Source organism: Psychrobacillus sp. AK 1817 (genome assembly GCF_008807035.1).
Lineage (GTDB): Bacteria > Bacillota > Bacilli > Bacillales_A > Planococcaceae > Psychrobacillus > Psychrobacillus faecigallinarum.
In genome coordinates this window covers 3,779,716-3,805,304 of the sequence record NZ_CP031739.1, presented here as the reverse complement: position 1 = coordinate 3,805,304, position 25,589 = coordinate 3,779,716, and the positions used below count along the sequence as shown (strand labels likewise).

15 protein-coding genes, 20 tRNA genes and 3 rRNA genes are annotated in these 25,589 nt (G+C 41.0%); 4 read left to right on the top strand and 34 right to left on the bottom strand.

Translation table 11 applies throughout. From position 1 onward, the window contains the following. Positions 1 to 2: 2 nt before the first annotated feature. From menB to D0S48_RS19060, 4 genes are read right to left on the bottom strand one after another with little or no spacing between them, the layout of a single operon-like run. On the bottom strand, positions 3 to 821 hold the full coding sequence (menB, locus tag D0S48_RS19075) for a 1,4-dihydroxy-2-naphthoyl-CoA synthase (RefSeq protein WP_144535134.1): 819 nt from the start codon (positions 819 to 821) through the stop codon (positions 3 to 5). Next, positions 818 to 1,645, bottom strand: a complete 828-nt coding sequence (gene menH, locus D0S48_RS19070) for a 2-succinyl-6-hydroxy-2,4-cyclohexadiene-1-carboxylate synthase (protein ID WP_151113379.1) — start codon at positions 1,643 to 1,645, stop codon at positions 818 to 820. Before menH ends, menB begins: the two co-directional genes overlap by 4 nt. Next, positions 1,633 to 3,345, bottom strand: coding sequence for a 2-succinyl-5-enolpyruvyl-6-hydroxy-3-cyclohexene-1-carboxylic-acid synthase (menD, locus tag D0S48_RS19065; RefSeq protein WP_151113377.1), 1,713 nt, complete (start codon positions 3,343 to 3,345; stop codon positions 1,633 to 1,635). Before menD ends, menH begins: the two co-directional genes overlap by 13 nt. Beyond that, complete coding sequence (locus D0S48_RS19060) at positions 3,338 to 4,699, bottom strand: isochorismate synthase (RefSeq protein ID WP_151113375.1); 1,362 nt, start codon at positions 4,697 to 4,699, stop codon at positions 3,338 to 3,340. Before D0S48_RS19060 ends, menD begins: the two co-directional genes overlap by 8 nt. 151 nt (positions 4,700 to 4,850) lie before the next feature. Here D0S48_RS19060 and D0S48_RS19055 point away from each other — a divergent pair, with 151 nt between their 5' ends. Beyond that, on the top strand, positions 4,851 to 5,762 hold the full coding sequence (locus tag D0S48_RS19055; RefSeq protein ID WP_151113373.1) for a 1,4-dihydroxy-2-naphthoate polyprenyltransferase: 912 nt from the start codon (positions 4,851 to 4,853) through the stop codon (positions 5,760 to 5,762). A gap of 525 nt (positions 5,763 to 6,287) precedes the next feature. Here D0S48_RS19055 and D0S48_RS19050 read toward each other — a convergent pair. From D0S48_RS19050 to D0S48_RS18940, 23 genes are all read right to left on the bottom strand, one after another. Further along, positions 6,288 to 6,359: transfer RNA gene (locus D0S48_RS19050), tRNA-Glu, on the bottom strand. Between the two features lie 7 nt (positions 6,360 to 6,366). Continuing rightward, positions 6,367 to 6,457, bottom strand: a tRNA-Ser gene (locus D0S48_RS19045). Positions 6,458 to 6,464: 7 nt separating this feature from the next. Then, positions 6,465 to 6,539, bottom strand: a tRNA-Asn gene (locus D0S48_RS19040). A 4-nt stretch (positions 6,540 to 6,543) separates the two neighbouring features. Continuing rightward, positions 6,544 to 6,620 (bottom strand) — tRNA-Ile (locus D0S48_RS19035). Between the two features lie 6 nt (positions 6,621 to 6,626). Continuing rightward, positions 6,627 to 6,700, bottom strand: a tRNA-Gly gene (locus tag D0S48_RS19030). 9 nt (positions 6,701 to 6,709) lie between these two features. After that, a tRNA-Phe gene (locus D0S48_RS19025) sits at positions 6,710 to 6,785 on the bottom strand. Positions 6,786 to 6,928: 143 nt separating this feature from the next. After that, positions 6,929 to 7,004, bottom strand: a tRNA-Asp gene (locus tag D0S48_RS19020). Positions 7,005 to 7,007: 3 nt separating this feature from the next. Continuing rightward, positions 7,008 to 7,084, bottom strand: a tRNA-Met gene (locus D0S48_RS19015). A gap of 111 nt (positions 7,085 to 7,195) precedes the next feature. Beyond that, positions 7,196 to 7,288, bottom strand: a tRNA-Ser gene (locus D0S48_RS19010). 12 nt (positions 7,289 to 7,300) lie between these two features. Further along, positions 7,301 to 7,377: transfer RNA gene (locus D0S48_RS19005), tRNA-Ile, on the bottom strand. A 6-nt stretch (positions 7,378 to 7,383) separates the two neighbouring features. Continuing rightward, positions 7,384 to 7,457: transfer RNA gene (locus D0S48_RS19000), tRNA-Met, on the bottom strand. A gap of 19 nt (positions 7,458 to 7,476) precedes the next feature. Beyond that, positions 7,477 to 7,552: transfer RNA gene (locus tag D0S48_RS18995), tRNA-Ala, on the bottom strand. Positions 7,553 to 7,568: 16 nt separating this feature from the next. After that, positions 7,569 to 7,645: transfer RNA gene (locus D0S48_RS18990), tRNA-Pro, on the bottom strand. 6 nt (positions 7,646 to 7,651) lie between these two features. Further along, positions 7,652 to 7,728: transfer RNA gene (locus D0S48_RS18985), tRNA-Arg, on the bottom strand. Between the two features lie 16 nt (positions 7,729 to 7,744). Continuing rightward, positions 7,745 to 7,833 (bottom strand) — tRNA-Leu (locus D0S48_RS18980). A gap of 15 nt (positions 7,834 to 7,848) precedes the next feature. Beyond that, positions 7,849 to 7,923: transfer RNA gene (locus D0S48_RS18975), tRNA-Gly, on the bottom strand. 17 nt (positions 7,924 to 7,940) lie between these two features. Next, positions 7,941 to 8,025: transfer RNA gene (locus D0S48_RS18970), tRNA-Leu, on the bottom strand. 23 nt (positions 8,026 to 8,048) lie between these two features. After that, positions 8,049 to 8,121 (bottom strand) — tRNA-Lys (locus D0S48_RS18965). A 6-nt stretch (positions 8,122 to 8,127) separates the two neighbouring features. Beyond that, positions 8,128 to 8,203: transfer RNA gene (locus D0S48_RS18960), tRNA-Thr, on the bottom strand. A gap of 13 nt (positions 8,204 to 8,216) precedes the next feature. Then, positions 8,217 to 8,292 (bottom strand) — tRNA-Val (locus tag D0S48_RS18955). 38 nt (positions 8,293 to 8,330) lie between these two features. After that, positions 8,331 to 8,446: ribosomal RNA gene (rrf, locus tag D0S48_RS18950) — 5S ribosomal RNA — on the bottom strand. A gap of 122 nt (positions 8,447 to 8,568) precedes the next feature. Beyond that, positions 8,569 to 11,495, bottom strand: a 23S ribosomal RNA gene (locus tag D0S48_RS18945). A 235-nt stretch (positions 11,496 to 11,730) separates the two neighbouring features. After that, a 16S ribosomal RNA gene (locus D0S48_RS18940) occupies positions 11,731 to 13,284 on the bottom strand. The 16S, 23S and 5S rRNA genes sit together here with 20 tRNA genes alongside, the layout of an rRNA operon. 609 nt (positions 13,285 to 13,893) lie before the next feature. Between D0S48_RS18940 and D0S48_RS18935 the strand changes: the two genes are divergently transcribed. Both D0S48_RS18935 and D0S48_RS18930 read left to right on the top strand, forming a co-directional pair. Beyond that, positions 13,894 to 14,616, top strand: a complete 723-nt coding sequence (locus D0S48_RS18935; protein WP_144538594.1) for an MgtC/SapB family protein — start codon at positions 13,894 to 13,896, stop codon at positions 14,614 to 14,616. A gap of 16 nt (positions 14,617 to 14,632) precedes the next feature. Next, positions 14,633 to 15,628 carry a cation diffusion facilitator family transporter gene (locus D0S48_RS18930; protein ID WP_151113371.1) on the top strand — a complete coding sequence of 332 codons (996 nt, stop codon included), beginning with the start codon at positions 14,633 to 14,635 and terminating at the stop codon, positions 15,626 to 15,628. Positions 15,629 to 15,780: 152 nt separating this feature from the next. Here D0S48_RS18930 and D0S48_RS18925 read toward each other — a convergent pair whose 3' ends face one another. The 4 genes from D0S48_RS18925 to pruA all read right to left on the bottom strand — a co-directional run bounded on the left by D0S48_RS18925 (position 15,781) and on the right by pruA (position 21,162). Continuing rightward, the gene (locus D0S48_RS18925) at positions 15,781 to 16,944 is read right to left on the bottom strand and encodes an iron-containing alcohol dehydrogenase (RefSeq protein WP_151113369.1); all 1,164 of its coding nucleotides are present in this window, start codon (positions 16,942 to 16,944) and stop codon (positions 15,781 to 15,783) included. 75 nt (positions 16,945 to 17,019) lie between these two features. After that, positions 17,020 to 18,264: a Glu/Leu/Phe/Val family dehydrogenase gene (locus D0S48_RS18920; RefSeq protein WP_151113367.1), complete on the bottom strand. Its 1,245-nt coding sequence runs from the start codon at positions 18,262 to 18,264 to the stop codon at positions 17,020 to 17,022. Positions 18,265 to 18,347: 83 nt separating this feature from the next. After that, positions 18,348 to 19,541: an ornithine--oxo-acid transaminase gene (locus D0S48_RS18915; protein WP_144538598.1), complete on the bottom strand. Its 1,194-nt coding sequence runs from the start codon at positions 19,539 to 19,541 to the stop codon at positions 18,348 to 18,350. Positions 19,542 to 19,617: 76 nt separating this feature from the next. Then, positions 19,618 to 21,162, bottom strand: coding sequence for an L-glutamate gamma-semialdehyde dehydrogenase (gene pruA / locus D0S48_RS18910; protein WP_144538599.1), 1,545 nt, complete (start codon positions 21,160 to 21,162; stop codon positions 19,618 to 19,620). A 136-nt stretch (positions 21,163 to 21,298) separates the two neighbouring features. Here pruA and D0S48_RS18905 point away from each other — a divergent pair, with 136 nt between their 5' ends. Next, positions 21,299 to 22,609 (top strand): AAA-type ATPase lid domain-containing protein, encoded by a 1,311-nt coding sequence (locus tag D0S48_RS18905; RefSeq protein WP_144538600.1) that lies wholly within the window; start codon positions 21,299 to 21,301, stop codon positions 22,607 to 22,609. Between the two features lie 57 nt (positions 22,610 to 22,666). Here the strand turns inward: D0S48_RS18905 and yugI are convergent, their stop codons facing one another. The 3 genes from yugI to D0S48_RS18890 all read right to left on the bottom strand — a co-directional run bounded on the left by yugI (position 22,667) and on the right by D0S48_RS18890 (position 25,442). Further along, positions 22,667 to 23,041 carry a S1 domain-containing post-transcriptional regulator GSP13 gene (gene yugI / locus D0S48_RS18900; protein WP_151113365.1) on the bottom strand — a complete coding sequence of 125 codons (375 nt, stop codon included), beginning with the start codon at positions 23,039 to 23,041 and terminating at the stop codon, positions 22,667 to 22,669. 141 nt (positions 23,042 to 23,182) lie between these two features. Next, positions 23,183 to 24,895 carry a hypothetical protein gene (locus tag D0S48_RS18895; protein WP_151113363.1) on the bottom strand — a complete coding sequence of 571 codons (1,713 nt, stop codon included), beginning with the start codon at positions 24,893 to 24,895 and terminating at the stop codon, positions 23,183 to 23,185. Further along, the gene (locus D0S48_RS18890) at positions 24,885 to 25,442 is read right to left on the bottom strand and encodes an RNA polymerase sigma factor (RefSeq protein WP_144538603.1); all 558 of its coding nucleotides are present in this window, start codon (positions 25,440 to 25,442) and stop codon (positions 24,885 to 24,887) included. Before D0S48_RS18890 ends, D0S48_RS18895 begins: the two co-directional genes overlap by 11 nt. Between the last annotated feature and the right edge of the window lie 147 nt (positions 25,443 to 25,589).

The following is a 25,589-nucleotide window of genomic DNA, read 5'->3' as shown; positions in this document are numbered from 1 at the left end:
AATCACGGGAAACGTGGGAATTGACCAAAGTCTGGTTTACGTTTTTCCTTAAACGCATCGCGACCTTCTTTTGCTTCATCAGTAGTGTAATAAAGAAGAGTTGCATCTCCAGCCATTTGTTGAAGACCAGCTAATCCATCTGTATCAGCATTCATAGCAGCTTTTAAGAAACGAAGAGCTGTTGGACTCATTTCTAACATTTCCTCACACCATTGAACAGTCTCGTCCTCTAATTGCTCATAAGGAACTACTGTGTTAACTAAGCCCATATCCAATGCTTGTTGTGCATCATATTGGCGGCATAAGAACCAAATTTCACGTGCTTTCTTATGACCGACGATACGAGCTAAATAGCCGGAACCGTAGCCAGCGTCAAATGAACCTACCTTAGGTCCAGTTTGTCCAAAGATTGCATTATCAGCAGCAATTGTTAAGTCACAAACTACATGTAATACATGACCACCACCAATAGCATATCCAGCTACCATAGCTACAACCGGTTTAGGAATTACACGGATTAAACGTTGTAGGTCTAAAACATTTAGACGAGGAATTTCATCCTCTCCCACATATCCGCCATGTCCGCGAACTTTTTGGTCTCCACCTGAACAGAAAGCTTTTTCGCCTTCTCCAGTTAAAATGATTGCCCCAACGTTTTTGTCATCGCGTGCACGAGAAAATGCATCGATCATTTCCATAACTGTTTTTGGGCGGAAAGCATTTCGCACTTCAGGGCGATTAATAGTTACTTTCGCAATTCCATTATAAAATTCATACTTAATGTCTTCGTATGTATGTAATGTTGTCCATTCACGAGTCATCTTATATCCTCCTTTAAAATTATATCCTCTACTATTGTAGCAAACAATTTAGGATTTTCCACATGAATTGCATGCCCAACATTGTTTATTATTTTCCAGTCAGCATTCGGTAATAATGCCAACATTTTTTTGGCTATTTCACAGAACTTTACATCTAATTCCCCTGTTAATAAGGTCACGGGAATGTGGAGCGAATTTAGGTTCCCCCATAAAGAGGGCTGTTCTCCAGTACTAAAGCCCTTCAAACTATTCGATAGCCCTACTGCTGTTTGGGATAATCGTTCTTCTCGAATCATTTTTTTCTTTTTGTGAGATAATCTCTTTTGCGAATCAAATAAAGGAATCTGTTCCCAGTAGTCAATGAATGCTGGAACTCCTTCTTCTATAATTCTTTGAGCAAGCTGCTCATCCGCAAATTTCCTTTCAATACGAGCATCCTGGTCATTCAAGCCTGGAGAGCTGCTTTCTAGTATTAAACGGTCCACTCCATGCTTACTTGAATAAGCGAGTGCTAATCTACCGCCCATAGAATACCCTACAAGCGTAAAATGTTCCCACCCAATCTGCTGGAACAGTTCGTGTAAATCTGCCACCTGCTCCTCTACATGGTACCGTCTTGCCTCTTTAGGTTTATCAGTCTCCCCATGCCCGATCAAATCTATAGTAAGTATTTCAATAGATGGATCTATAGAAGAAATAACTTCCTCCCATGTGTTTGTGGAGCCAGTGAAGCCATGAAGCAAAACGACCTTTTTATCGCTTTCACTATTGTACCTTTTTACATTCATCTGAATGTCTCTAACAGATATATTTAAGCGTTCCAAGTAGCATCCAGCTCCTCTGTTATAGCGGCCCAAAGTTTTCGATGAGTTTCAGTGTTGATTTTTCGATCAGTACGAACTTCAATTATACGAATATTTTTAGTTTTATTCTTACTCAACACGGTTTGAAAATCCTCTTTTGTATGTACTACATCGTACTGAGCATCGTACATAGTTGCAATAGCTGAAAATTCAAGACCTGTAGGTGTACCAAACAAATGCTCAAAGTAGTTAGTCTCCGTTGATTGAGGCAAGTAAGAGAATATGCCTCCCCCATCATTATTCATAATAACAATCGTCAAATCTGTCTCATTAAAACGTGTAACTACTAATCCGTTTATATCATGTAAAAATGCTAAATCCCCGATTAATAGAAAACCTGGTCTTTTAGTAGCTGCTTGTATACCTAACGCAGTAGATACTACACCATCAATCCCGTTAGTTCCTCTATTTGCATATACTTGAATATCCTTAGAGGTTTTATTGAAAAATGTGTCTACATCACGTATAGGCATACTACTGCTAGCAACTAAATCTGTATTTTCGGATAAACTCTCAAACAAAATTCCGGCTAATGCTCCTTCATCCAATTCCTCGGAAATATAGGATTTAATATGCGCTGTTGCTATATCATTAGCCTTCGACCAATGCTTTAGATACTCCGATGGTTGCTTTTCTTCTATCGGCATCCATAGAGAAGAGGCATCTACTTGAATATGATGAGTCACAATATGAATAGAGTCTCTAAATAATGGGCTTTCGTCAACTGCTATAAAAGTCTCAGGCTGGTGAGCTTCTAGAAACTTTACTAGCGGTTTAGAAACAGGCTGAGCACCAAAACGAATAACTACTTCTGGGACAGCTACCTCTTTAAAAATTTCACTTTTTAAAATAGCATCGTATTGGTCTACACACAAATGCATACAATCTGCTGGGACATTGCTACGAAGATTAGATAATGGATCAGCTAACACTGGCCATTGAATGGTTTTAGCAAATTCCCAAAATCCATCAGTTGTTGCTAAGGAATCCCCAACAATGATAAGTCCCTTTTCTGTGTTACTAATTAAATGCGTATACCATTTTACAAATTCTTCACTTGGTCCAAGCTTTCCTAAATCAGCAAGATGCATTTGCGGTGTAGTAGAAGGCTTATCCATTTCTAATAAAAGTGGTTCCCGGAAAGGCACGTTAATATGAACCGGACCCATCGGAGCTGCTTTAGAAGAAGATACTGCACGGTGGATATGTCTCTCTACAAAAGCTAGACTTTCTTCTCTAGCTTCCGGTAAAGGAAAATCAACAGACCACTTCACATGCTTACCGTACATATGAATTTGGTCAATCGCTTGAGGAGCTCCAACCTCTCTTAGTTCATGAGGTCTATCTGCTGTAACAACAAGCAAAGGGATTCTTGCATAATATGCTTCTACAATTGCTGGGAAAAAGTTAGCTGCAGCAGTGCCAGAAGTACATAAAAGAACTACAGGATTTTTCTTTGCTTTAGCAATTCCTAAAGCAAAGTACCCTGCAGATCGCTCATCAATTTGACGATAGAAGTTAAATCCTTTTGTTTTGGCAAACCCATAAGCTAAGGGAGTAGATCTAGATCCTGGACATAAAACAACATCTTCAATGCCCGCCTTTTTAATTGTTTCCACAAATTGATTTACATAAGATGTCAAAAAGCTTGTATTAGTCATTCATATTTCCTCCAAGTGTGCGAAGCATTGGTCGGAATTTTACTCGTGTTTCTTCAAACTCTTCTAACGAAGTGGATTCTGAAACTAGTCCGCCTCCGGCATATAGATAAGCGTATTGGTTCTCTATAAGTGCTGAGCGGATTCCTACGGCAAACTCTCCCTCTCCCTCGGCATTGACCCAGCCGATTGGTGCTGCGTAATAGCCACGGTTCATTTGCTCAGATTCTCTAATAATTTCAATTGCCTCTTGTCTAGGTTCTCCCCCAAGTGCTGGGGTTGGGTGCATTGCCTCTACAAATTCGAAAAGAGAAGAGCTTCCTTTAATTTTTCCTTCAATAGGGGTAAACAAATGCTGAATATCTCTTATTTTCATTAGCTTTGGTCTAGATGGAATTTTAACCTGTTCACAATATTGATCAAATACTTTTCGGATCATACTAACTACGTACTGATGCTCCATTAAGTTTTTATTGTCCGCTAATAGCGCATCCCCTAGCTTTTTGTCTTCCTCTAGATTTGTACCTCTACGAACCGATCCAGCTAACCCTGCAGATTCAACCTTGCCTTTTTCTAGCTTTACTAATCTCTCGGGTGTTGCTCCAAAGAAAATTTTGTCTTCTTTTTCTAAGCCAAACAAATAACTCTCTGGTTGTTCCATAGATGCATTATAAATAGCTGTAGAAGATGAAAAACTATTCTCAAAGGTCAATTTCAAGGAGCGTCCAATGACCACCTTATTTACTTCCTTATTGCGAATACGGTTTGTAACGGCTTCAACCGCAGATAAGTATTCATCCTTTAATCTATCTTCTCTTTGAAGAAGCTGTGGCTTTTCATGGACTTTTAGCTCTTTTACTTGAGCTGTATGAATTAATGTATCTCTTTCTATTCTCAAGTGTTCAAAAGCCGCCGAGCTGTCTTGCTCTTCCGTAATAAGATGGATGCTCACAAACGCCTGGTCATCTCGAATGACTAATTGGAATGTAGCCACAGCAAAAAAACTGGAAGGAAAGCTATTCCACTCCGAGGATATCTTGTTGGCAGGATCGAATGAGAATCCACCAAATAGGATTGGAGATACGTCCGCTTTTTCTATTAAAGAGCATGCACACAACTCTTCCCATTTTTGTGCTATATCCTGATATCTATTTTTTTCTAAATCATTAGCCAGTACATAAGCATGTCCAAGTCCAACCAGTGTGAAGGTTTTCTCTTTGTTTTGCCAAAAGAAACGTTTCCCTTTATAGCAATCCTCTCCGGCTTCAAAAAAGGCGTGAGCGGACATTCTAGATACTTCTATTGTTTCCGTATAAAAACGTAATGTTGTTTTATTTTGCCCGGTGGTGTTCGGCATATATATGACCTCCGTATAAATTACCTGCTGTTAAATTTCTTGTTTTATTACTCTACCCTTTATCATACAACTTTCTCCGCGTTTCGGCACACATTTCGCTACAAATGTATGCTAAAATTGATGTTGAGTCTTTTAAAGGAGAGAAATTTATATGTCACAGGAACTACAAGCTGATAAAGGCTGGCGTATATGGTGGAAGTTGACAAGACCACATACATTAACTGCCTCCTTTGCCCCAGTATTTTTAGGTACAATGATTGCACTTTACTACGTAAATATTGATTGGCTATTATTCTTAGCAATGCTAATTGCATGTTTGTTTATCCAGGCAGCTACAAATATGTTTAACGAGTACTATGACTTTGTTAGGGGGCTCGATAGCGAAGAATCAATTGGTATCGGTGGTGCTATTGTTCGTAATGGGGTTAAACCAAAAACAGTACTTCAATTAGCCTTAGCATTATATATCCTTGCAGCGATATTAGGTATATATATTTGCTCCCAATCGTCTTGGTTATTATTGATCGTTGGAGCTGTTTGTATGCTTATTGGTTACCTTTATACTGGTGGACCTTACCCAATAGCGTATACACCATTCGGTGAACTATTTAGCGGTGTTGTCATGGGAATGTTTATCGTATTAATTGCTACATACATTCAGGTTGGTTCAATACCAAACTTTGCCTTATTCCTATCCATCCCTAGTACTCTACTTGTTGCTGCTATTATGCTTTCCAATAATATTCGCGATATAGTTGAGGATACAAAAGGTGGTAGAAAGACGATGGCCATTCTCATTGGTAGAGAAAGTGCTATTAATGTGTTAGCCTTATTTTTCATCGTTTCTTATGTATGGATCATTCTATTGGTAATTCTACAGATTATCACCCCTTGGGCACTACTAGTCCTATTAAGTGCTAAGAAACCTTTAGATGCTATAAAACTATTTAAAGCAAAAGAAAATCATCTTGAAGTTGGATTAGCAATGAAGAATACTGCACTCACCAACACGATTTTTGTATTTCTTTTAGGTATAGGGTTATTGCTCGGCTTTATAATTTAACAGTCAGTCAGGAAGTTTAAAAGCTTCCTGGCTTTTTTATTTTTTGCTATGTGAATGGAAAAAATGATTTATTATAATTTGGAACACATGGCCAGCCACTAAAATTGGTTAGTATGAATTAGCTATTTATTTGATGATTAAGGCTTGAAAAGAGTTACCTAGCGAAGCAGGATAATGTAAGCAGAATTCAGTTTGTAGAAACCTGTTAAGAAATGTTCTTGTGAATATTAATGAACAAAGTGTGATGAGGTTATAGAGGAGTGGGAATTATAGATGGACAAAAGAACAAAGAAGAAAGTGTATAAATACATAACTCATGATTTGATACCAATAAGTAAAACTTAGAAATGGAATTGTTTTATGAAATCGGTCCTTTCACTCCGTATTAATAAGTAGCATTGACAGTACAAAGGACAAACCGGTAAAGTACTCTCGGAAGAATTAATCCTCTAAAAGCACATGCGCAACTCTATCTTTTCAAAACAAAAAAGACAACCACCTAAGTGATTGTCTTTTTTAAAGTTATGACCCCTACGGGATTCGAACCCGTGTTACCGCCGTGAAAGGGCGGTGTCTTAACCGCTTGACCAAGGGGCCTTATATATGGCGGAGAAGGAGGGATTTGAACCCTCGCGCCGGTTGCCCGACCTACACCCTTAGCAGGGGCGCCTCTTCAGCCACTTGAGTACTTCCCCATATATATGGCTCCGAAGGTAGGACTCGAACCTACGACCGATCGGTTAACAGCCGATTGCTCTACCACTGAGCTACTTCGGAATAATGGTGGGCCTAAATGGACTCGAACCATCGACCTCACGCTTATCAGGCGTGCGCTCTAACCAGCTGAGCTATAGGCCCATTAATTGGAGCGGGTGAAGAGAATCGAACTCTCATCATCAGCTTGGAAGGCTGAGGTTTTACCACTAAACTACACCCGCTTGATAAAATGGTGGCTCAGGACGGAATCGAACCGCCGACACAAGGATTTTCAGTCCTTTGCTCTACCGACTGAGCTACTGAGCCTCTTCGATTTACACTAAGCTGCGCTTCTCTTTGTCAGCTTCACTCACTCATTAAGTCACATACTTTAGTATGCTCCTTCGTTCGTTCGATTGCTTCCTAGATTTGCTTGCTTATCCTAAATCTCTAAGTTGTTGAAAAATAAATGGCGGTCCCGACCGGGATCGAACCGGCGATCTCCTGCGTGACAGGCAGGCATGTTAACCGCTACACCACGGGACCATTTGGTTGCGGGGACAGGATTTGAACCTGTGACCTTCGGGTTATGAGCCCGACGAGCTACCGAACTGCTCCACCCCGCGACAATAAGAAAGTGTTGAAATTTAAATCAACTGTGCATTTAGTGAGTTTTACGTCCTCCACGCTTCGCTTGCGTCGACGTTATGTATAATATTTTTCCACTAACAATAAGATGGAGGAGGAAGAGGGATTCGAACCCCCGCGCGGTATGACCCGCCTGTCGGTTTTCAAGACCGATCCCTTCAGCCAGACTTGGGTATTCCTCCTAAATATTATGTTGGTGGACCTTGCAGGACTCGAACCTGCGACCGGACGGTTATGAGCCGTCTGCTCTAACCAACTGAGCTAAAGGTCCTTAAGATGGCGGCAGAGGGAGTCGAACCCACGACCTTTCGGGTATGAACCGAATGCTCTAGCCAGCTGAGCTACGCCGCCAGGAAATTTAAATTTAAATTGGTGGAGCCTAGCGGGATCGAACCGCTGACCTCCTGCGTGCAAGGCAGGCGCTCTCCCAGCTGAGCTAAGGCCCCAAATTTATTAATTAACTGGTCGGGAAGACAGGATTCGAACCTGCGACCCCTTGGTCCCAAACCAAGTGCTCTACCAAGCTGAGCTACTTCCCGTATATATGGCGCGCCCGGCAGGAGTCGAACCCACAACCTTCTGATCCGTAGTCAGACGCTCTATCCAATTGAGCTACGGGCGCTAATGTTTCATAAAAGTGGTGCCGAGGACCGGAATCGAACCGGTACGGTAGTCACCTACCGCAGGATTTTAAGTCCTGTGCGTCTGCCAGTTCCGCCACCCCGGCACTTTGATGAATCTTTGGAGCGGAAGACGAGGTTCGAACTCGCGACCCCCACCTTGGCAAGGTGGTGTTCTACCACTGAACTACTTCCGCTCGGTTATTAAATTAAATGGTGCGGGTGAAGGGAGTCGAACCCCCACGCCTTGCGGCGCTAGATCCTAAGTCTAGTGCGTCTGCCAGTTCCGCCACACCCGCATATTTATATCACAAAAAGTGAATGAGCCATGTAGGATTCGAACCTACGACCCTCTGATTAAAAGTCAGATGCTCTACCAACTGAGCTAATGGCTCAAAAAATGGTGCCGGAGAAAGGACTTGAACCCTCAACCTACTGATTACAAGTCAGTTGCTCTACCAGTTGAGCTACTCCGGCAGGAGTAAAGTTATGGTGGAGGATGACGGGCTCGAACCGCCGACCCTCTGCTTGTAAGGCAGATGCTCTCCCAGCTGAGCTAATCCTCCTGGGTATTAAAATGTATTTCTATGTATTTTTATTGCAAGCCCAGCGACGTCCTACTCTTGCAGGGGGAGACCCCCAACTACCATTGGCGCTGAAGAGCTTAACTTCCGTGTTCGGTATGGGAACGGGTGTGACCTCTTCGCCATCATCACTAGACTTGAATAATTATTTGAAAGACAAGTTCTATTATATCAACTATGTAGATTATTACAAGTGTTTTTTTAATAAAAATTTATTCTTTCAAAACTGAATAAACTGACATCTTAGAAACAAACAATTTGGTTAAGTCCTCGATCGATTAGTATTCGTCAGCTGCACGTGTCGCCACGCTTCCACCCCGAACCTATCTACCTCATCGTCTTTGAGGGATCTTACTTACTTGCGTAATGGGAAATCTCATCTTGAGGGGGGCTTCGTGCTTAGATGCTTTCAGCACTTATCCCGTCCACACATAGCTACCCAGCGATGCCCTTGGCAGAACAACTGGTACACCAGCGGTGTGTCCATCCCGGTCCTCTCGTACTAAGGACAGCTCCTCTCAAATTTCCTACGCCCACGACGGATAGGGACCGAACTGTCTCACGACGTTCTGAACCCAGCTCGCGTACCGCTTTAATGGGCGAACAGCCCAACCCTTGGGACCGACTACAGCCCCAGGATGCGATGAGCCGACATCGAGGTGCCAAACCTCCCCGTCGATGTGGACTCTTGGGGGAGATAAGCCTGTTATCCCGGGGTAGCTTTTATCCGTTGAGCGATGGCCCTTCCATGCGGAACCACCGGATCACTAAGCCCGTCTTTCGACCCTGCTCGACTTGTAGGTCTCGCAGTCAAGCTCCCTTCTGCCTTTACACTCTTCGAATGATTTCCAACCATTCTGAGGGAACCTTTGGGCGCCTCCGTTACACTTTAGGAGGCGACCGCCCCAGTCAAACTGCCCGCCTGACACTGTCTCCTACCCGGGTTACGGGTATGGGTTAGAATTTCAATACAACCAGGGTAGTATCCCACCGACGCCTCCTCCGAAGCTGGCGCTCCGGGCTCTAAGGCTCCTACCTATCCTGTACAAGTTGCACCAAAATTCAATATCAAGCTACAGTAAAGCTCCACGGGGTCTTTCCGTCCTGTCGCGGGTAACCTGCATCTTCACAGGTACTATAATTTCACCGAGTCTCTCGTTGAGACAGTGCCCAGATCGTTACGCCTTTCGTGCGGGTCGGAACTTACCCGACAAGGAATTTCGCTACCTTAGGACCGTTATAGTTACGGCCGCCGTTTACTGGGGCTTCAATTCGCACCTTCGCTTGCGCTAAGCACTCCTCTTAACCTTCCAGCACCGGGCAGGCGTCAGCCCCTATACTTCACCTTACGGTTTTGCAGAGACCTGTGTTTTTGCTAAACAGTCGCCTGGGCCTATTCACTGCGGCTCTTCTAGGCTATACACCCAAAAGAGCACCCCTTCTCCCGAAGTTACGGGGTCATTTTGCCGAGTTCCTTAACGAGAGTTCTCTCGCTCACCTTAGGATTCTCTCCTCGACTACCTGTGTCGGTTTGCGGTACGGGCACCTCCCACCTCGTTAGAGGCTTTTCTTGGCAGTGTGAAATCAGGAACTTCGGACTAAGTCCTCGCCATCACAGCTCAATGTTACAGAGTGCGGATTTGCCTACACTCACACCTCACTGCTTGGACGTGCATAACCAACAGCACGCTTACCCTATCCTACTGCGTCCCCCCATCACTCAAACGGTGGGGTGGTGGTACAGGAATATCAACCTGTTGTCCATCGTCTACGCCTATCGGCCTCGACTTAGGTCCCGACTAACCCTGAGCGGACGAGCCTTCCTCAGGAAACCTTAGTCATACGGTGGATGGGATTCTCACCCATCTTTCGCTACTCATACCGGCATTCTCACTTCTAAGCGCTCCACCAGTCCTTCCGGTCTGACTTCAACGCCCTTAGAACGCTCTCCTACCACTGATACCAAAGGTATCAATCCACAGCTTCGGTGATTTGTTTAGCCCCGATACATTTTCGGCGCAGCGTCACTCGACCAGTGAGCTATTACGCACTCTTTAAATGATGGCTGCTTCTAAGCCAACATCCTGGTTGTCTAAGCAACGCCACATCCTTTTCCACTTAACAAATACTTTGGGACCTTAGCTGGTGGTCTGGGCTGTTTCCCTCTTGACTACGGATCTTATCACTCGCAGTCTGACTCCCAAACATAAATCATTGGCATTCGGAGTTTGTCTGAATTCGGTAACCCGGGATGGGCCCCTAGTCCAAACAGTGCTCTACCTCCAAGATTCTAACGTTTGAGGCTAGCCCTAAAGCTATTTCGGAGAGAACCAGCTATCTCCAGGTTCGATTGGAATTTCTCCGCTACCCACACCTCATCCCCGCACTTTTCAACGTGCGTGGGTTCGGACCTCCAGTAAGTGTTACCTTACCTTCATCCTGGACATGGGTAGATCACCTGGTTTCGGGTCTACGACCACATACTCATTCGCCCTATTCAGACTCGCTTTCGCTGCGGCTCCGTCTTCTCAACTTAACCTCGCATGTAATCGTAACTCGCCGGTTCATTCTACAAAAGGCACGCCATCACCCGTTAACGGGCTTTGACTATTTGTAGGCACACGGTTTCAGGGTCTATTTCACTCCCCTTCCGGGGTGCTTTTCACCTTTCCCTCACGGTACTGGTTCACTATCGGTCACTAGGTAGTATTTAGCCTTGGGAGATGGTCCTCCCGGATTCCGACGGAATTTCACGTGTTCCGCCGTACTCAGGATACACTCTGGAGGGAATGAATTTTGGACTACGGGGCTTTTACCCTATCCTGCGGACCTTTCCAGGTCGCTTCATCTAACTCATTCTTTTGTAACTCCGTATAGAGTGTCCTACAACCCCAAGAGGCAAGCCTCTTGGTTTGGGCTCTTCCCGTTTCGCTCGCCGCTACTCAGGGAATCGAATTTTCTTTCTCTTCCTCCAGGTACTTAGATGTTTCAGTTCCCTGGGTGTGTCTCAGATGCGCTATGTATTCACGCAAATGTACTGCCCCATTACGGGCAGTGGGTTTCCCCATTCGGAAATCTCCGGATCGAAGCTCACTTACAGCTCCCCGAAGCATATCGGTGTTAGTGCCGTCCTTCGTCGACTCCTAGTGCCAAGGCATCCACCGTGCGCCCTTATTAACTTAACCTAAAAGTTAAAAGTACTACACTTGCAATCACGTAAGTGATCACAATTTGAATATCTTGCGTTTGTTTCTTTTTTGATGTCGTTTTATCCAGTTTTCAAAGAACAAAGGGCTTGTTCCTTTGCGACGAGTAATCGCAGGAGCAAGTATAAATGCTCATCATAAAAATGAACACTCAAAACTGAACTGCAAAACGTTAAGATACAGATAAAGATCTGTATTCCGAATATATCCTTAGAAAGGAGGTGATCCAGCCGCACCTTCCGATACGGCTACCTTGTTACGACTTCACCCCAATCATCTGTCCCACCTTCGGCGGCTGGCTCCCAAAAGGGTTACCCCACCGACTTCGGGTGTTACAAACTCTCGTGGTGTGACGGGCGGTGTGTACAAGGCCCGGGAACGTATTCACCGTGGCATGCTGATCCACGATTACTAGCGATTCCGGCTTCATGTAGGCGAGTTGCAGCCTACAATCCGAACTGAGAACGGTTTTATGGGATTAGCTCACCCTCGCGGGGTTGCGACCCTCTGTACCGTCCATTGTAGCACGTGTGTAGCCCAGGTCATAAGGGGCATGATGATTTGACGTCATCCCCACCTTCCTCCGGTTTATCACCGGCAGTCACCTTAGAGTGCCCAACTAAATGCTGGCAACTAAGATCAAGGGTTGCGCTCGTTGCGGGACTTAACCCAACATCTCACGACACGAGCTGACGACAACCATGCACCACCTGTCACCGCTGTCCCCGAAGGGAAAAGCCTATCTCTAGGTCGGTCAGCGGGATGTCAAGACCTGGTAAGGTTCTTCGCGTTGCTTCGAATTAAACCACATGCTCCACCGCTTGTGCGGGCCCCCGTCAATTCCTTTGAGTTTCAGTCTTGCGACCGTACTCCCCAGGCGGAGTGCTTAATGCGTTAGCTGCAGCACTAAGGGGCGGAAACCCCCTAACACTTAGCACTCATCGTTTACGGCGTGGACTACCAGGGTATCTAATCCTGTTTGCTCCCCACGCTTTCGCGCCTCAGCGTCAGTTACAGACCAGAAAGCCGCCTTCGCCACTGGTGTTCCTCCAAATCTCTACGCATTTCACCGCTACACTTGGAATTCCGCTTTCCTCTTCTGCACTCAAGTCCCCCAGTTTCCAATGACCCTCCACGGTTGAGCCGTGGGCTTTCACATCAGACTTAAAGGACCGCCTGCGCGCGCTTTACGCCCAATAATTCCGGACAACGCTTGCCACCTACGTATTACCGCGGCTGCTGGCACGTAGTTAGCCGTGGCTTTCTAATGAGGTACCGTCAAGGTACGAGCAGTTACTCTCGTACTTGTTCTTCCCTCACAACAGAGTTTTACGATCCGAAAACCTTCTTCACTCACGCGGCGTTGCTCCATCAGACTTTCGTCCATTGTGGAAGATTCCCTACTGCTGCCTCCCGTAGGAGTCTGGGCCGTGTCTCAGTCCCAGTGTGGCCGATCACCCTCTCAGGTCGGCTACGCATCGTCGCCTTGGTGAGCCGTTACCTCACCAACTAGCTAATGCGCCGCGGGCCCATCCTGTAGTGACAGCCAAGACCGTCTTTTAACATTTCCTCATGTGAGGTAATGGATTATTCGGTATTAGCCCCGGTTTCCCGGAGTTATCCCAATCTACAAGGCAGGTTGCCCACGTGTTACTCACCCGTCCGCCGCTAAATCAGAAGAAGCAAGCTTCTTCATCATTCGCTCGACTTGCATGTATTAGGCACGCCGCCAGCGTTCGTCCTGAGCCAGGATCAAACTCTCCATAATAGCTGGCTGGCGATACACAGCGCATTGCGTTGTCAGCTTCGCTTACTCGGTCAGTCACGTACGTTAGTACGCTCCTTCCTTCGCTCACTTGCTTCCTAGCACTGCACTACGTCTCGTCAGCCAGAAAAAATAGAACTAGTTTAAAAGCTCATTTTGTTTTGCTGGCATCATCATTAAATGATGTCAAAATTGTTTTTGCGTCAATCAAACCGAAGTTTGTTGAACGCTGTATTTCTTAACGTTTTGCATGTTCAGTTTTCAATGTTCATCGCGTCGTTTTGTTTTTGACGACTTTATTAGTGTAACTCATTTCAGATTTGCTGTCAAACACTTTTTTTATTTTCTTTCAAGTAGTTTGTCGCTTGTTCCGAAGGACAAGTATTAATATACAACGTTGAGAAATAAAAAGCAATACCTTTTTTATATTTTAATATGATTTTTATTAAATTATTTAATAAAGGATAGTTTTTAATAGCTTTAGCCTTACTTACTATAATATTCTTCATTAATTCAGAACAGGGGTGATATTAAATAGAAAAATGGGTATGTAAGTATAAGATTTAAATTTCCACATATTCTTTACTAACTTAATAGAAAGGAGGAACATCCTTGGACTGGGTTCCCTATTTAAACGGATATGGCGAGATATTAATAAAATTAAGTTTCGCGGCAATCCTAAGTTTAGTTATTGGGATTGAAAGAGAACTGAAGAAAAAACCCATTGGTCTAAAAACAAGTATCGTTATAGCTACATTTAGTTGCTTGCTCACATACATATCTATCGAATCGGCATATAAGGCTCATACTGGACACGACGGAGTCAATATAACCATGGATCCTTTACGGTTAGCAGCTCAAATTGTTAGCGGAATCGGTTTTTTAGGGGCCGGGGTTATCCTTCGTAAAGGAAATGATAGCATAAGTGGTCTAACAACAGCAGCCATGATTTGGGGAGCTGGGGGAATTGGGATTGCTGTGGGAGCAGGATTTTATTTGGAGGCATCCTTATCTGTTGTGATTGTACTAATAGGTATAGAAGTAATCCCTCCCCTCTTATCTAAAATAGGTCCAAAGCGATTAAGATCGAAAGAGTTATCATTGAAGGTAATTGTTTCAGAGCAAGAAAACATTTCTAAAATGTATTATCACTTAAAAGACCAAGGCTTTTATATTGATAGCATTCGAATAAAAGACATTCCATTAGAGAATGATGAAATCAAGCATGAGCTTCATATTCGTTTGTCTATACTTACTAAAAAGAATACGGTAGAATTTTATCATTCGATAGCAAATTTAGAATTTATCGAAACTCTTGAATTAGAATCTATTTAACAAAAGGAGTAATTATATGGGACAGTTTTTTACTTTATTAAAGGGTGGTAACAAACCATCCTTGATTGCAGCAATTGTAAATACAATAATAGCAGCATTAAAAGGCGGAGCATTTTTTCTAACTGGAAACGTAGCTATGTTTGCAGAAATGATGCATTCCATCGGGGATGCAGCTAACCAGTTTTTTGTGTTTATAGGATCAGCACTTTCTAAAAAGGCGCCAACTCCTAAGTTTCCAAATGGCTTTGGACGATTGGTCAATCTTGTTTGTTTAGGTGCAGTAATACTTGTAGGAATCCTCTCATATGAAACGATCAAAGAAGGATGGCATCATATCCAACATCCTGTAGCATCTGGAGGGCTTGCAATTAGTTTAACCGTTCTTGGGATTGCGATAATCCTTGAATTTGCGGTTTTATACAAAGCAGGAAAAGAAATCTTGCATGAAGTTGGCATAAAAGGATCTGTTTTAGCTCCGCTTACTACGAGCTTTGCACATTTAAAAAGAGCAAAACCAGCTACAAAACTTGTATTTATGGAGGATTTAGTTGCTACCTCAGGTGGTATTTTAGCTTTTGTAGCAGTTCTAATCTCTCATTTCACAGGATTTTTACAAGCAGAAGGTATTGCTTCTATCCTTATCGGACTAATGATGTTTTACGTAGTAGGTAAAGTATTCTTAGATAATGCACGAGGCGCTCTTGGGGAAACCGATGAACAAATGCTCGTTCATATTGCACATCTTGTTTCTGATGTAACGGAAGTAAAAGATATTCAAGAGCTAGAGGTAATAAAAGAAGGAGAGTTTCTTCATGTTACTCTAGTAGCTGAAATAGACGCTTCGCTATCCTTTGCAACAGTAGATGATATTCATGATGTTTTAAAGGATTTAATACTAAGCCAGCAAGGAGTATCCGATGTGACTATCTCCTTTGACGAGGACGACGGAGTTAAAACGTGGAATCATCATAAAGATACAAAAACAGTTTTAAAAACAAATGACAAAAAATAAATCCTCCATTAAGAATTACTCTTTTAATTAAGAGGTTGAATGGCGTTGTATAGTCTGAACATAATAAAGGCAAGAATGTTGGGTTAACAGCATTCTTGCCTTTAAAATTCACTTTTTTATTGATGAAAAAAGATAAAAACTCAACCGCAGTTTTACAGACAAGCTGTTAATATAGCTTTTGTATCTTCTGCATTTAACTTATTAAAATTGCCATACTCGCCACGTGCCATTGCTTTTTCTACCATTAAGTCGATTTGTGAGTCATCAATTTTATAATCAGAGAGGTTCACAGGTGCCCCTAACGAAGCCCAAAAAGAAGATAATCTTTCAATACCCTCTAAACCAATTTCCTCCGGCGTCTTACCTGAAGGATCCACATGGAAGACTTTAGTAGCAAGCTTAGCAAAACGCTCTGGATTTACTTTAAGATTATGTCTCATCCATCTCGGGAAAATGATTGCCAATCCGCCTGCATGGGGAATGTCATACACAGCTGAGACAGCATGTTCAATGTTATGGCTCGCCCAATCACCGTTATAACCCATTTGTAGAAAACCATTTAAGCCTAGAGTTCCCGCAAATAAGATAGTTTCTCTTAATTCATAGTTATCTAGGTCGGTAATTAGTTTAGGAGCAGCATCTATAACTGTACGTAGAGCGCCTTCAATCATTTCATCTTGAAGAGGTGTGTTAGTCGCGTTATGATAATATTGCTCAAACATATGAGACATCATATCAACAATCCCATAAACCGTTTGGTCTAGAGGAACTGTGAAAGTGTTCACTGGGTCTAATATAGAGAATTTAGGAAAAACAAGCGGGCTCCCCCAGCCGTATTTTTCTAACGTTTCTTCATTTGTAATTACCGAACCTGAGTTCATTTCCGAGCCAGTTGCGGCTAAAGTTAAAACAGTACCAAAAGGTAGTGCTTCTTTAGGGAAGGCTTTACGTGTAACTAAGTCCCATGGATCCCCATCATACTTAGCAGCAGCAACAATAAGCTTCGTGCAGTCTATTACAGACCCACCTCCGACTGCAAGTACTACTTCAATTCCTTCTGCCTTACAAAGATCTGCTCCTCGTTTTGCAGTAGATAGTCTTGGATTTGGCTCTACTCCTGACAGTTCAAAGATTTCCATACCAGCCTCATTCAAATAATTCATTACTTCGTCGTATAAACCATTTTTTTTAATGCTTCCGCCGCCGTATACTACCAATACCTTTTTACCGAATACAGAAAGCTCAGTTGGAAGCTTTGCTAGTTGACCTTTACCAAAAATCAGTTTGACCGGATTATAAAAAGAAAATGCATTCATATGTTTAATCCCCTTTCTTTACCTTTTCATCATATAAAAAACCGCTTGTAAAATACAAGCGGTTCAACTTATCGGTTATACCCATCCACGGAAGCGTGAAGCTTCAGCAGTTCTGCGTACACCAACCATATATGCAGCTAAACGCATATCGATATTACGAGTAGTAGCTACTTCATAAATATTCTCAAATGCATCTACCATTTTCTTCACTAACTTGTCGTTAACTTCTTCTTCTGTCCAGTAGTAGCCTTGGTTATTTTGTACCCACTCAAAGTAAGATACAGTTACCCCACCAGCACTAGCTAATACGTCAGGGACTAATAGGATTCCTCTTTCATATAGAATTCTAGTAGCTTCTGTAGTAGTTGGACCATTTGCTGCTTCTACTACTATATTAGCTTTGATGTTGTGAGCATTATCAGAAGTAATTTGGTTTTCGATAGCAGCAGGTACTAAAATATCACAATCTAATTCTAATAATTCTTCATTAGAAATAGTATTTTCAAACAAAGTCGTTACAGTTCCAAAGCTATCACGGCGATCTAATAAATAATCTATATCTAAGCCATTAGGGTCATGTAAAGCACCGTAAGCATCAGAAATACCAATTACTTTTGCACCTTGATCGCTCAAGAACTTAGCAAGGAAGCTTCCTGCGTTTCCGAAACCTTGGATAACCACTCTAGCACCCATCATATCAATGCCGCGTTTCTTCGCTGCTTCATTAATAATAATAGTAACACCTTGTGCAGTTGCACGGTCACGACCTTGAGATCCACCAAGAACTAAAGGTTTACCCGTGATAAATCCTGGTGAGTTGAATTGGTCCATACGACTATATTCATCCATCATCCATGCCATAATTTGCGCATTTGTGAAAACGTCTGGAGCAGGGATATCTTTTGTTGGCCCGACAATTTGACTAATTGCACGAACATATCCACGACTTAGGCGTTCGATTTCTCCCATAGACATCTCACGTGGGTCACAAGCAACCCCACCTTTACCTCCGCCATACGGAAGGTCAACAATTCCAGCTTTTAATGTCATCCACATAGAAAGTGCTTTCATTTCTTCAGGAGTTACGCCTGGGTGAAAACGAACTCCACCTTTTGTTGGTCCGACTGCATCGTTATGTTGTGAACGGTAACCAGTAAATACTTTAACAGTATTGTCATCCATTCTTACTGGAATTCTTACCTCTAACATACGAAGTGGTTCTTTTAACAAGTCATACATTGCATCGTCGTAGCCTAATTTTTGCAAAGCCTCTTTAATGACAGCCTGCGTTGATGTGAACAGGTTTAGATTTTCAGCCATTTATTATTTCGCCTCTTTAATTCATAATGATTTCATCGGAGATTATTGTAACACAATTCATTTACAAATTGGGAAACAATTAGTTAAATTGTAAATACTTTTTTAATTTTCTCAATTGACCAGTCAAGTTCCTCTTTTGTAATGATTAAAGGTGGTGCGAAACGGATAACTGTATCGTGAGTTTCTTTACATAATAATCCTAGTTCTTTTAGTTCTTCACAATAAGGTCTTGCTGCTTCAGTCAATTCCATACCGATAAACAAACCACGACCACGTACTTCTTTAATAGAAGGATGATTAATATCTCTTAAAGCATCCATAAAATAATTTCCTAATTCTAATGAACGATCAGCAAGCTTCTCGTCAATCAATACATCAAGTGCAGCAAGAGAAACAGCACAAGCCATAGGGTTACCACCGAAAGTAGAGCCATGTGAACCTGGATTAAATACTTCTAGAACATCACGGTTAGCTACTATACATGAGATAGGGAATACTCCTCCGCCTAGTGCTTTACCTAAGATGTACATATCCGGATCGATATCTTCCCATTCACATGCAAACATTTTACCTGTGCGGCATAATCCAGCTTGAATTTCATCTGCGATAAATAATACATTATTTTCTCGACATAATTCACGTGCAGCCTTCATAAATCCTTCTGGAGGAATAATGATTCCAGCTTCGCCTTGGATAGGTTCGATTAAGAATGCAGCTGTGTTTGGAGTAATTGCTTGCTTAAGTGCTTCAATATCCCCGTAAGGAATTAGTTTAATCCCTGGAAGCATTGGTCCGAATCCACGTTTGTATTCTGGGTCTGACGATAAAGAAACCGCTCCCATAGTTCTGCCGTGGAAGTTACCGTTACAAGCAATGATTTCTGCTTGATCATCAGCAACACCTTTTACATCATACGCCCATCTGCGAGCAGCCTTAAATGCTGTTTCTACAGCTTCAGCTCCTGTATTCATCGGTAAAACCATTTCTTTTTTCGTTAATTGACTTACTTTTTCATACCATGGACCTAACTGGTCGTTATGGAACGCACGAGAAGTTAAAGTAACACGATCTGCTTGGTCTTTTAACGCTTGAATAATTTTAGGATGACGATGTCCTTGGTTTACAGCTGAGTATGCAGATAGCATATCCATGTATTTATTACCCTCTGGATCCTTTACCCAAACACCTTCAGCTTCAGACACAACGATTGGTAGTGGATTGTAATTGTGTGCACCGTATTTTTCTGTTTGTTCAATTACTTTACTAGATACTGACATTCATTTTCCCCCTATTAAATGAAATGGCCAGACAAACCAGTTGTTTGGCCATTTCATAAGATTTGTTTAAAAAATATTAAAGCATTTCAGAAGTTGTTTTAGCTTGCATATGAAGTTGAATGTAGTCTGGTCCACCAGCTTTAGAGTCAGTTCCAGACATGTTGAATCCACCAAATGGTTGGTATCCAACGATAGCTCCAGTACATCCACGGTTGAAGTATAAGTTACCTACGTGGAAGTCTTCACGCGCTTTTTCTAAGTTCATGCGGTTATTAGTAATAACGGCACCCGTTAAACCATATTCCGTGTTGTTAGCAATTTCAATCGCTTCATCAAAATCTTTTGCTTTAGAAATACCAAGGATTGGTCCAAAAATTTCTTCTTGCATAATGCGAGAAGTTGGAGATAGATCTGCAAATACAGTAGGTTGAATGAAGTAACCTTTTGAATCGTCACCTTCTCCACCAGTGATTAAGCGACCTTCTTCTTTACCAACTGGGATATAGCTCATGATTTTTTTGAATGCAGAAGCATCGATTACTGGACCTACAAAATGCTCATCTTCGTCTGGAATACCTACAGTTAACTCATTCGTTAACTCTTTTACACGATCCACTACTTGGTCATATACATCTTCAAGGATTACAGCACGTGAACCAGCCGAGCATTTTTGTCCGCTAAAACCAAATGCTGATCGTACGATTGATTGAGCAGCTAATTCTAAATCAGCATCTTTATCTACAACGATTGTGTCTTTACCGCCCATTTCAAGAATTGTACGTTTAATCCAGATTTGCTTTTCAGCTAATTTAGCTGATTTTTCTACAATTCCTAAACCAACGTCACGAGATCCTGTAAAGCTGATTAAACGAGTACGTGGGTGTTCAACTAAGAAATCACCAATTTCAGCACCTGAACCAGGGATGAAGTTAACAACGCCCGCTGGCATTCCAGCTTCTTCTAGAACTTCTACAAACTTATAAGCAACAACAGGAGTAGTAGAAGCTGGTTTTAATAATACTGTATTACCAGCAACCATAGCTGCTACAGTAGTACCAGCCATGATAGCAAATGGGAAGTTCCAAGGAGAGATAACAACAGAAACTCCTAATGGAATATAGTCATAACGATTGTATTCACCTGGACGGCTTTCCACAGGTTGGCCTTCTTTAAGACGTAGCATTTGACGTCCATAATATTCTAAGAAGTCAATTCCTTCAGCAACCTCTACATCAGCTTCCACCCATGTTTTCCCTGCTTCTCTTGATAATAAAGCGGAGAATTCAAATTTACGGCGACGAATGATTGCCGCTGCTTTGAAAAGTACATCTGCGCGTACTTCTGGTTTTACTTTTTTCCATGTGTTGAATGTTTCATCAGCAATTTTAAGTGCTTTTTCTGCGATTTCTTGAGAAGCTTTTGATACTTTACCAATTACCTCTTCTTTTTTTGCTGGATTATAAGAAACAATTTTGCTTTCAGTAGTAATTCTTTCTCCACCAACGATTAATGGGAAATCTTGACCTAAATATGCGTCAACAATTTTATATCCTTCTTTTATTGCTTTTTTATTTTCTTCTTTTGAAAAATCTGTAAATGCTTCGTGTTTATAAGGTATCATGTAAATCCTCCTTTAAATGTTAGCGCAAAAAAAATTTGCACTACTAATACTACTTCACTTATAATAATGCAAAAGATTGTTGCGTTTTTCAAGTATAATTAACTAAAATGTTAAATATTTTTTTGAGGTGATTAATTTGACCAGTACTTTTAGTAAGTTGCTCCCCTTTTACAAATTCGCTACAGAGCAAGTCACTGTAGGCATTCATGCAATAGATTTAATGGGAAAAACGATTATATACAATGAAAAAATGAAAGAAATCGAAGGTTTGAATTCGATGGATGTAGAAGATCGTTCTATCCTAGAACTTTTTCAATTCGAACAACATGAAAGTACTTTATTAAAAGTTCTACATAGCGAAAAGCCAGTCCTAAGAGTAAAACAGACCTATTGGAGTAGGAATGGTCAAGAAATCACCACTATTAACGATACATATCCTGTTTTTGAAGATGGTGTCTTAATAGGGGCGATTGAATTTTCACGAGATATCACGGCTCTGGAAAAGCTATTATTTCAGCCTTTAAAGAGATATAACGAGGCAATCACACTTTCCTCTATCACAGCAGAATCTAAAATCATGAAGGACGTAAAGGAACGCTCAATAAAAGCAGCCAATGTACGAATGCCTATCCTGCTTATTGGAGAAGCTGGGACAGGAAAGGATTTAATAGCGGAAGCAATACATCATCAGCTTTCTCCACAAAACGAGCAATTTATAACGCTTTATTGTTATAGTGCGGACGATCAAATAATTTATAAATTCGAACAAGAAATAAAAAGCCTGCATAACTGCACTATATTTTGTGAAAGAATAGATTTATTATCCATCGATTTACAAAATAAATTATTTGAAATTTTAAAAGAAAATAGCTCTAACCACAATCTGTATATCGCTAGTATTGGAGAAGATCCGATTGACCTAGTTTATAATAACCAGTTGGTTAAAGAGCTATATTATTACTTTGCGTCTATTACTATTAATATTCCGCCGCTTCGTGAACGAACAGAGGATATTATGCCCTTTATACATGATTACTTCCAGCGACATTTGAATCGGTACGCGTCTACTCTTGAAGACATAGATCCACAGGTAATAAAAGCTTTTAAAACCTATGACTGGCCAGGTAACTTAAAGGAATTGGAGCTTTTATTGGACGAAATCACTTCTATGATTACAACAGAGAGAACATTAAGTTTCGATATGCTGCCACTCCATTTCAAATTAAAAATTCAGGATATGGATGGATCAATGAAAAATGCCGAGGACTTTGTCATCTCTCCAGAGAGAGATATCCTTCCTCTAGACGAATACTTAAGAGAAGCGGAAACGTATTATTTACAAAAGGCTTTAGAAAAATACAATAACAATGTCACTAAAGCTGCGGAGGCATTGGGAATGAGTAGGCAGAATCTACAGTACCGATTACGTAAAATAAGAAAAGTTTAAATTTTACATGATAAAAAAAGGTGGAGAAGGATATGATCCTTCTTCACCTTTCCTTTATTATTGGATGGATTGTTTAATCCACCCTGCTAGCTTTTCCTTCAATGTATTAAAGCCTTCTTCATCATGCTCATCGACACGAGCTTGAAGTGATTTACGTGGCTTATCATCACGTTTCGAAGAGGTTGGTTTTTCTTGAAGTTCTCGAATAGAAAGGCTTATTTTGCTTGCTTCCTCATCAATTTCTAGAATTTTCACTTCTACTTCCTGACCAACAGTCAAAAACTCTCCTACTTCCTTAACATAGCCATATGTTATTTCTGATATGTGCACTAGACCTTGTGTTTGTTCATCCAGACTAACGAACGCACCATATGGTTGAATACCCGTCACTTTACCAGTAACCACATCTCCTACCTTAAATGTTTTTGTCATATTGCCGTCCTACTTTCTTATCTACGATATAGTCATGTTAAATTATAACATATCAGAAAGTATATGACCAAAAATCACTGAGGTGTATGAAGACAACTTCCTTTGTAAATCAATGTGTAATAATAGCTTTCACGAACTTTCTTATTTTACACTCAGAGGGATATTAATACGCCAAATGTTATCCTCATCTAATCTCATGGGTATATTGGATTTTATTTTTTCTTCATCTCCTTGATCTAATACAGTAGTTAGTACGCTGTTCTCTACCTGGTTTTTTGACTGCTGATAATAGAGCATAGTAGATGATTCCGCAATTAAACTTACAGGACTTTTAAAGAAGGAACCTTTGCTTGACTCTAATCTGACATCATCACTTAATAGCTTCCACATCATGTCTAGGTTGTGTTGGTCCTCAGCGTAATCATATAAAACAGCAATTTCTATAGGCCCAATCCCATGTAAATGCTTTGTGTCGAAGCTTTCCCCAAACCTTTTATAAAGATAAGCTACATCTCCTTCTTTTGCCACTTCCATACTCGCCGATATTTTCTCAGATAACATCGCTTCCCAATCCAGCTTCACATAATCTAAATTACCCTCTAAGGCTTGGTTATAAAGATCTCTAAATTGCCCTAAATTTAAATCCTTATAGTTGAAAGTATACTTCCAATTATTCTCCTCCATTACGTCCAAAAATTTTCTCATAAATGTAGCAATTGGAGATTCTCCCGGTGTATCAGCTAAATAACTCCAAGCTAGTTGATATTCCTGCCTAACTTTTTGGTTTTCATCCAAAAGTGCACTATTGTACTCTCCTAAAAGCATGCTCTCTACTCCAGTAAAGTAAAATGTCTCAAGATTAGTATGAACGCTAAAAGATGGATCAGTATTCAAGAGAACAATCTCTATTCCTCTTAAATTACTTACTAAATTACTTACTAGATTATTACCATCCCCCATGGAGTTGTTGTCTGAGTATTGATTTAGCATAACGTTTTGTAAGAAAATATATCCTGAAGCATAATCATTTAACTTTTCATTAAAATCCTGATTAAATGCTAAACTATTATAAAGAACAAAAAATTCTGTACCAGATTGATTTACTTCAATATTTAGTCCTTGTTTAGGTAATACCTTCAACATTGTTTGAATTTTTTTCGGCATTTCTTCTCTTTTAGCCTGAAGCATATTCTTATTTAATTTCCCATCAAAAACAGCAGATCTCAATGCTTCTCTGTCTTTGTATAAAATGTGGTTATAATGAGTGATTAGTATATTTGCTTTTGTCACGAATTCATCAACAAACTTCATGCTTTCGTTAGAATTCATTACTTTTCCTTTTTTAACCTCTTCTATCATTTCAGAAGGAAGCTTTAACCCTTGTATTGCTTGATGGTAAGCTTCTTCAATAGTAATATCATCGTTCTTACCTTCGAGGGAGCCTGGACTAATCTGAGTAGCAAAAATATTATCTGCATAAATGACAAAATCGAGGCCATTAAAATCATCCTCATCCATCTCTAGTATTTTCTGTCTCTTCAATCGCTCCTCTGCGTATTTCTTTTCATATTCTTCAATATCTCCCAGTATGGTCGTTTCTTTTATTTTACTACCTGTTTGGTTATCGTTTAAAAGTGTAGCACTAAGGATTCCTATAACAAAAACACTTGCTAGGCTAACAGTCCACACTGCTATTCGTTGCCAATTCGTTTTCTTCTTTTTAGAATGATCTAGGTTAGTTTCTTTTTCTTTCACCATTTTCTTTAGTATTTCATCCGGATTTATTGAAGAAGGCACTCTTTCATATGAATCTTTCAATAATTCCAAACGTACTTCCAGTTTTTTATCGTCCATGGTTTTCACCTCCACTAATTTGTAGAGCCGATTTCAAATGTCCCTTTGCTCGTAATAATCGAATTTTAATGGTAGACATTGGAACATTCAGTACATCTGCCATTTGTTCATAAGACATGTCATGAAAATAGAAAAGTATAATGGGATGGCGATATTTTTCATCTAATAATTGTATTGCTACATGGAGCTCTCGATCCTCCTCAAAAACAAGGACCTTTTCCTCGGCAGACTTCATTATATAGTGGTCAGGCGATACTCCTTGAAGCCTTACCTCTTTTTGCGCTTCCTTCGTTTCCTTGCGGTAATAGTCTCTTGTTGCATTTAATGTAATTTTATATAACCAGGTTGTGAAACGCTCCTTTTGAAATTGATGAAGGAAACGATACAATTTTACAAACACTTCCTGTGTCACATCTGGTATATCTTGAACTCGCACTCCACATTGAAAGGCAAATTTTTCTACTGTTCGATGATGTAAGCGAATGAGTTCCCCGTATGCTTGCTGATCGCCCTGTTGTGCAAGTTCGATCAATTCGTTCTCAACCATTGCTCCACCCCGCTCTCTCTCTTTTGCTATAAGTGATACGAAAGATGCCAGCTAAATGTTACATCTATCTGTATACTTTTATCTTACTTGCACATATTAACAATTCACATTTATAGATTTAGCGTTTATTTTTCATTAACAAAATAG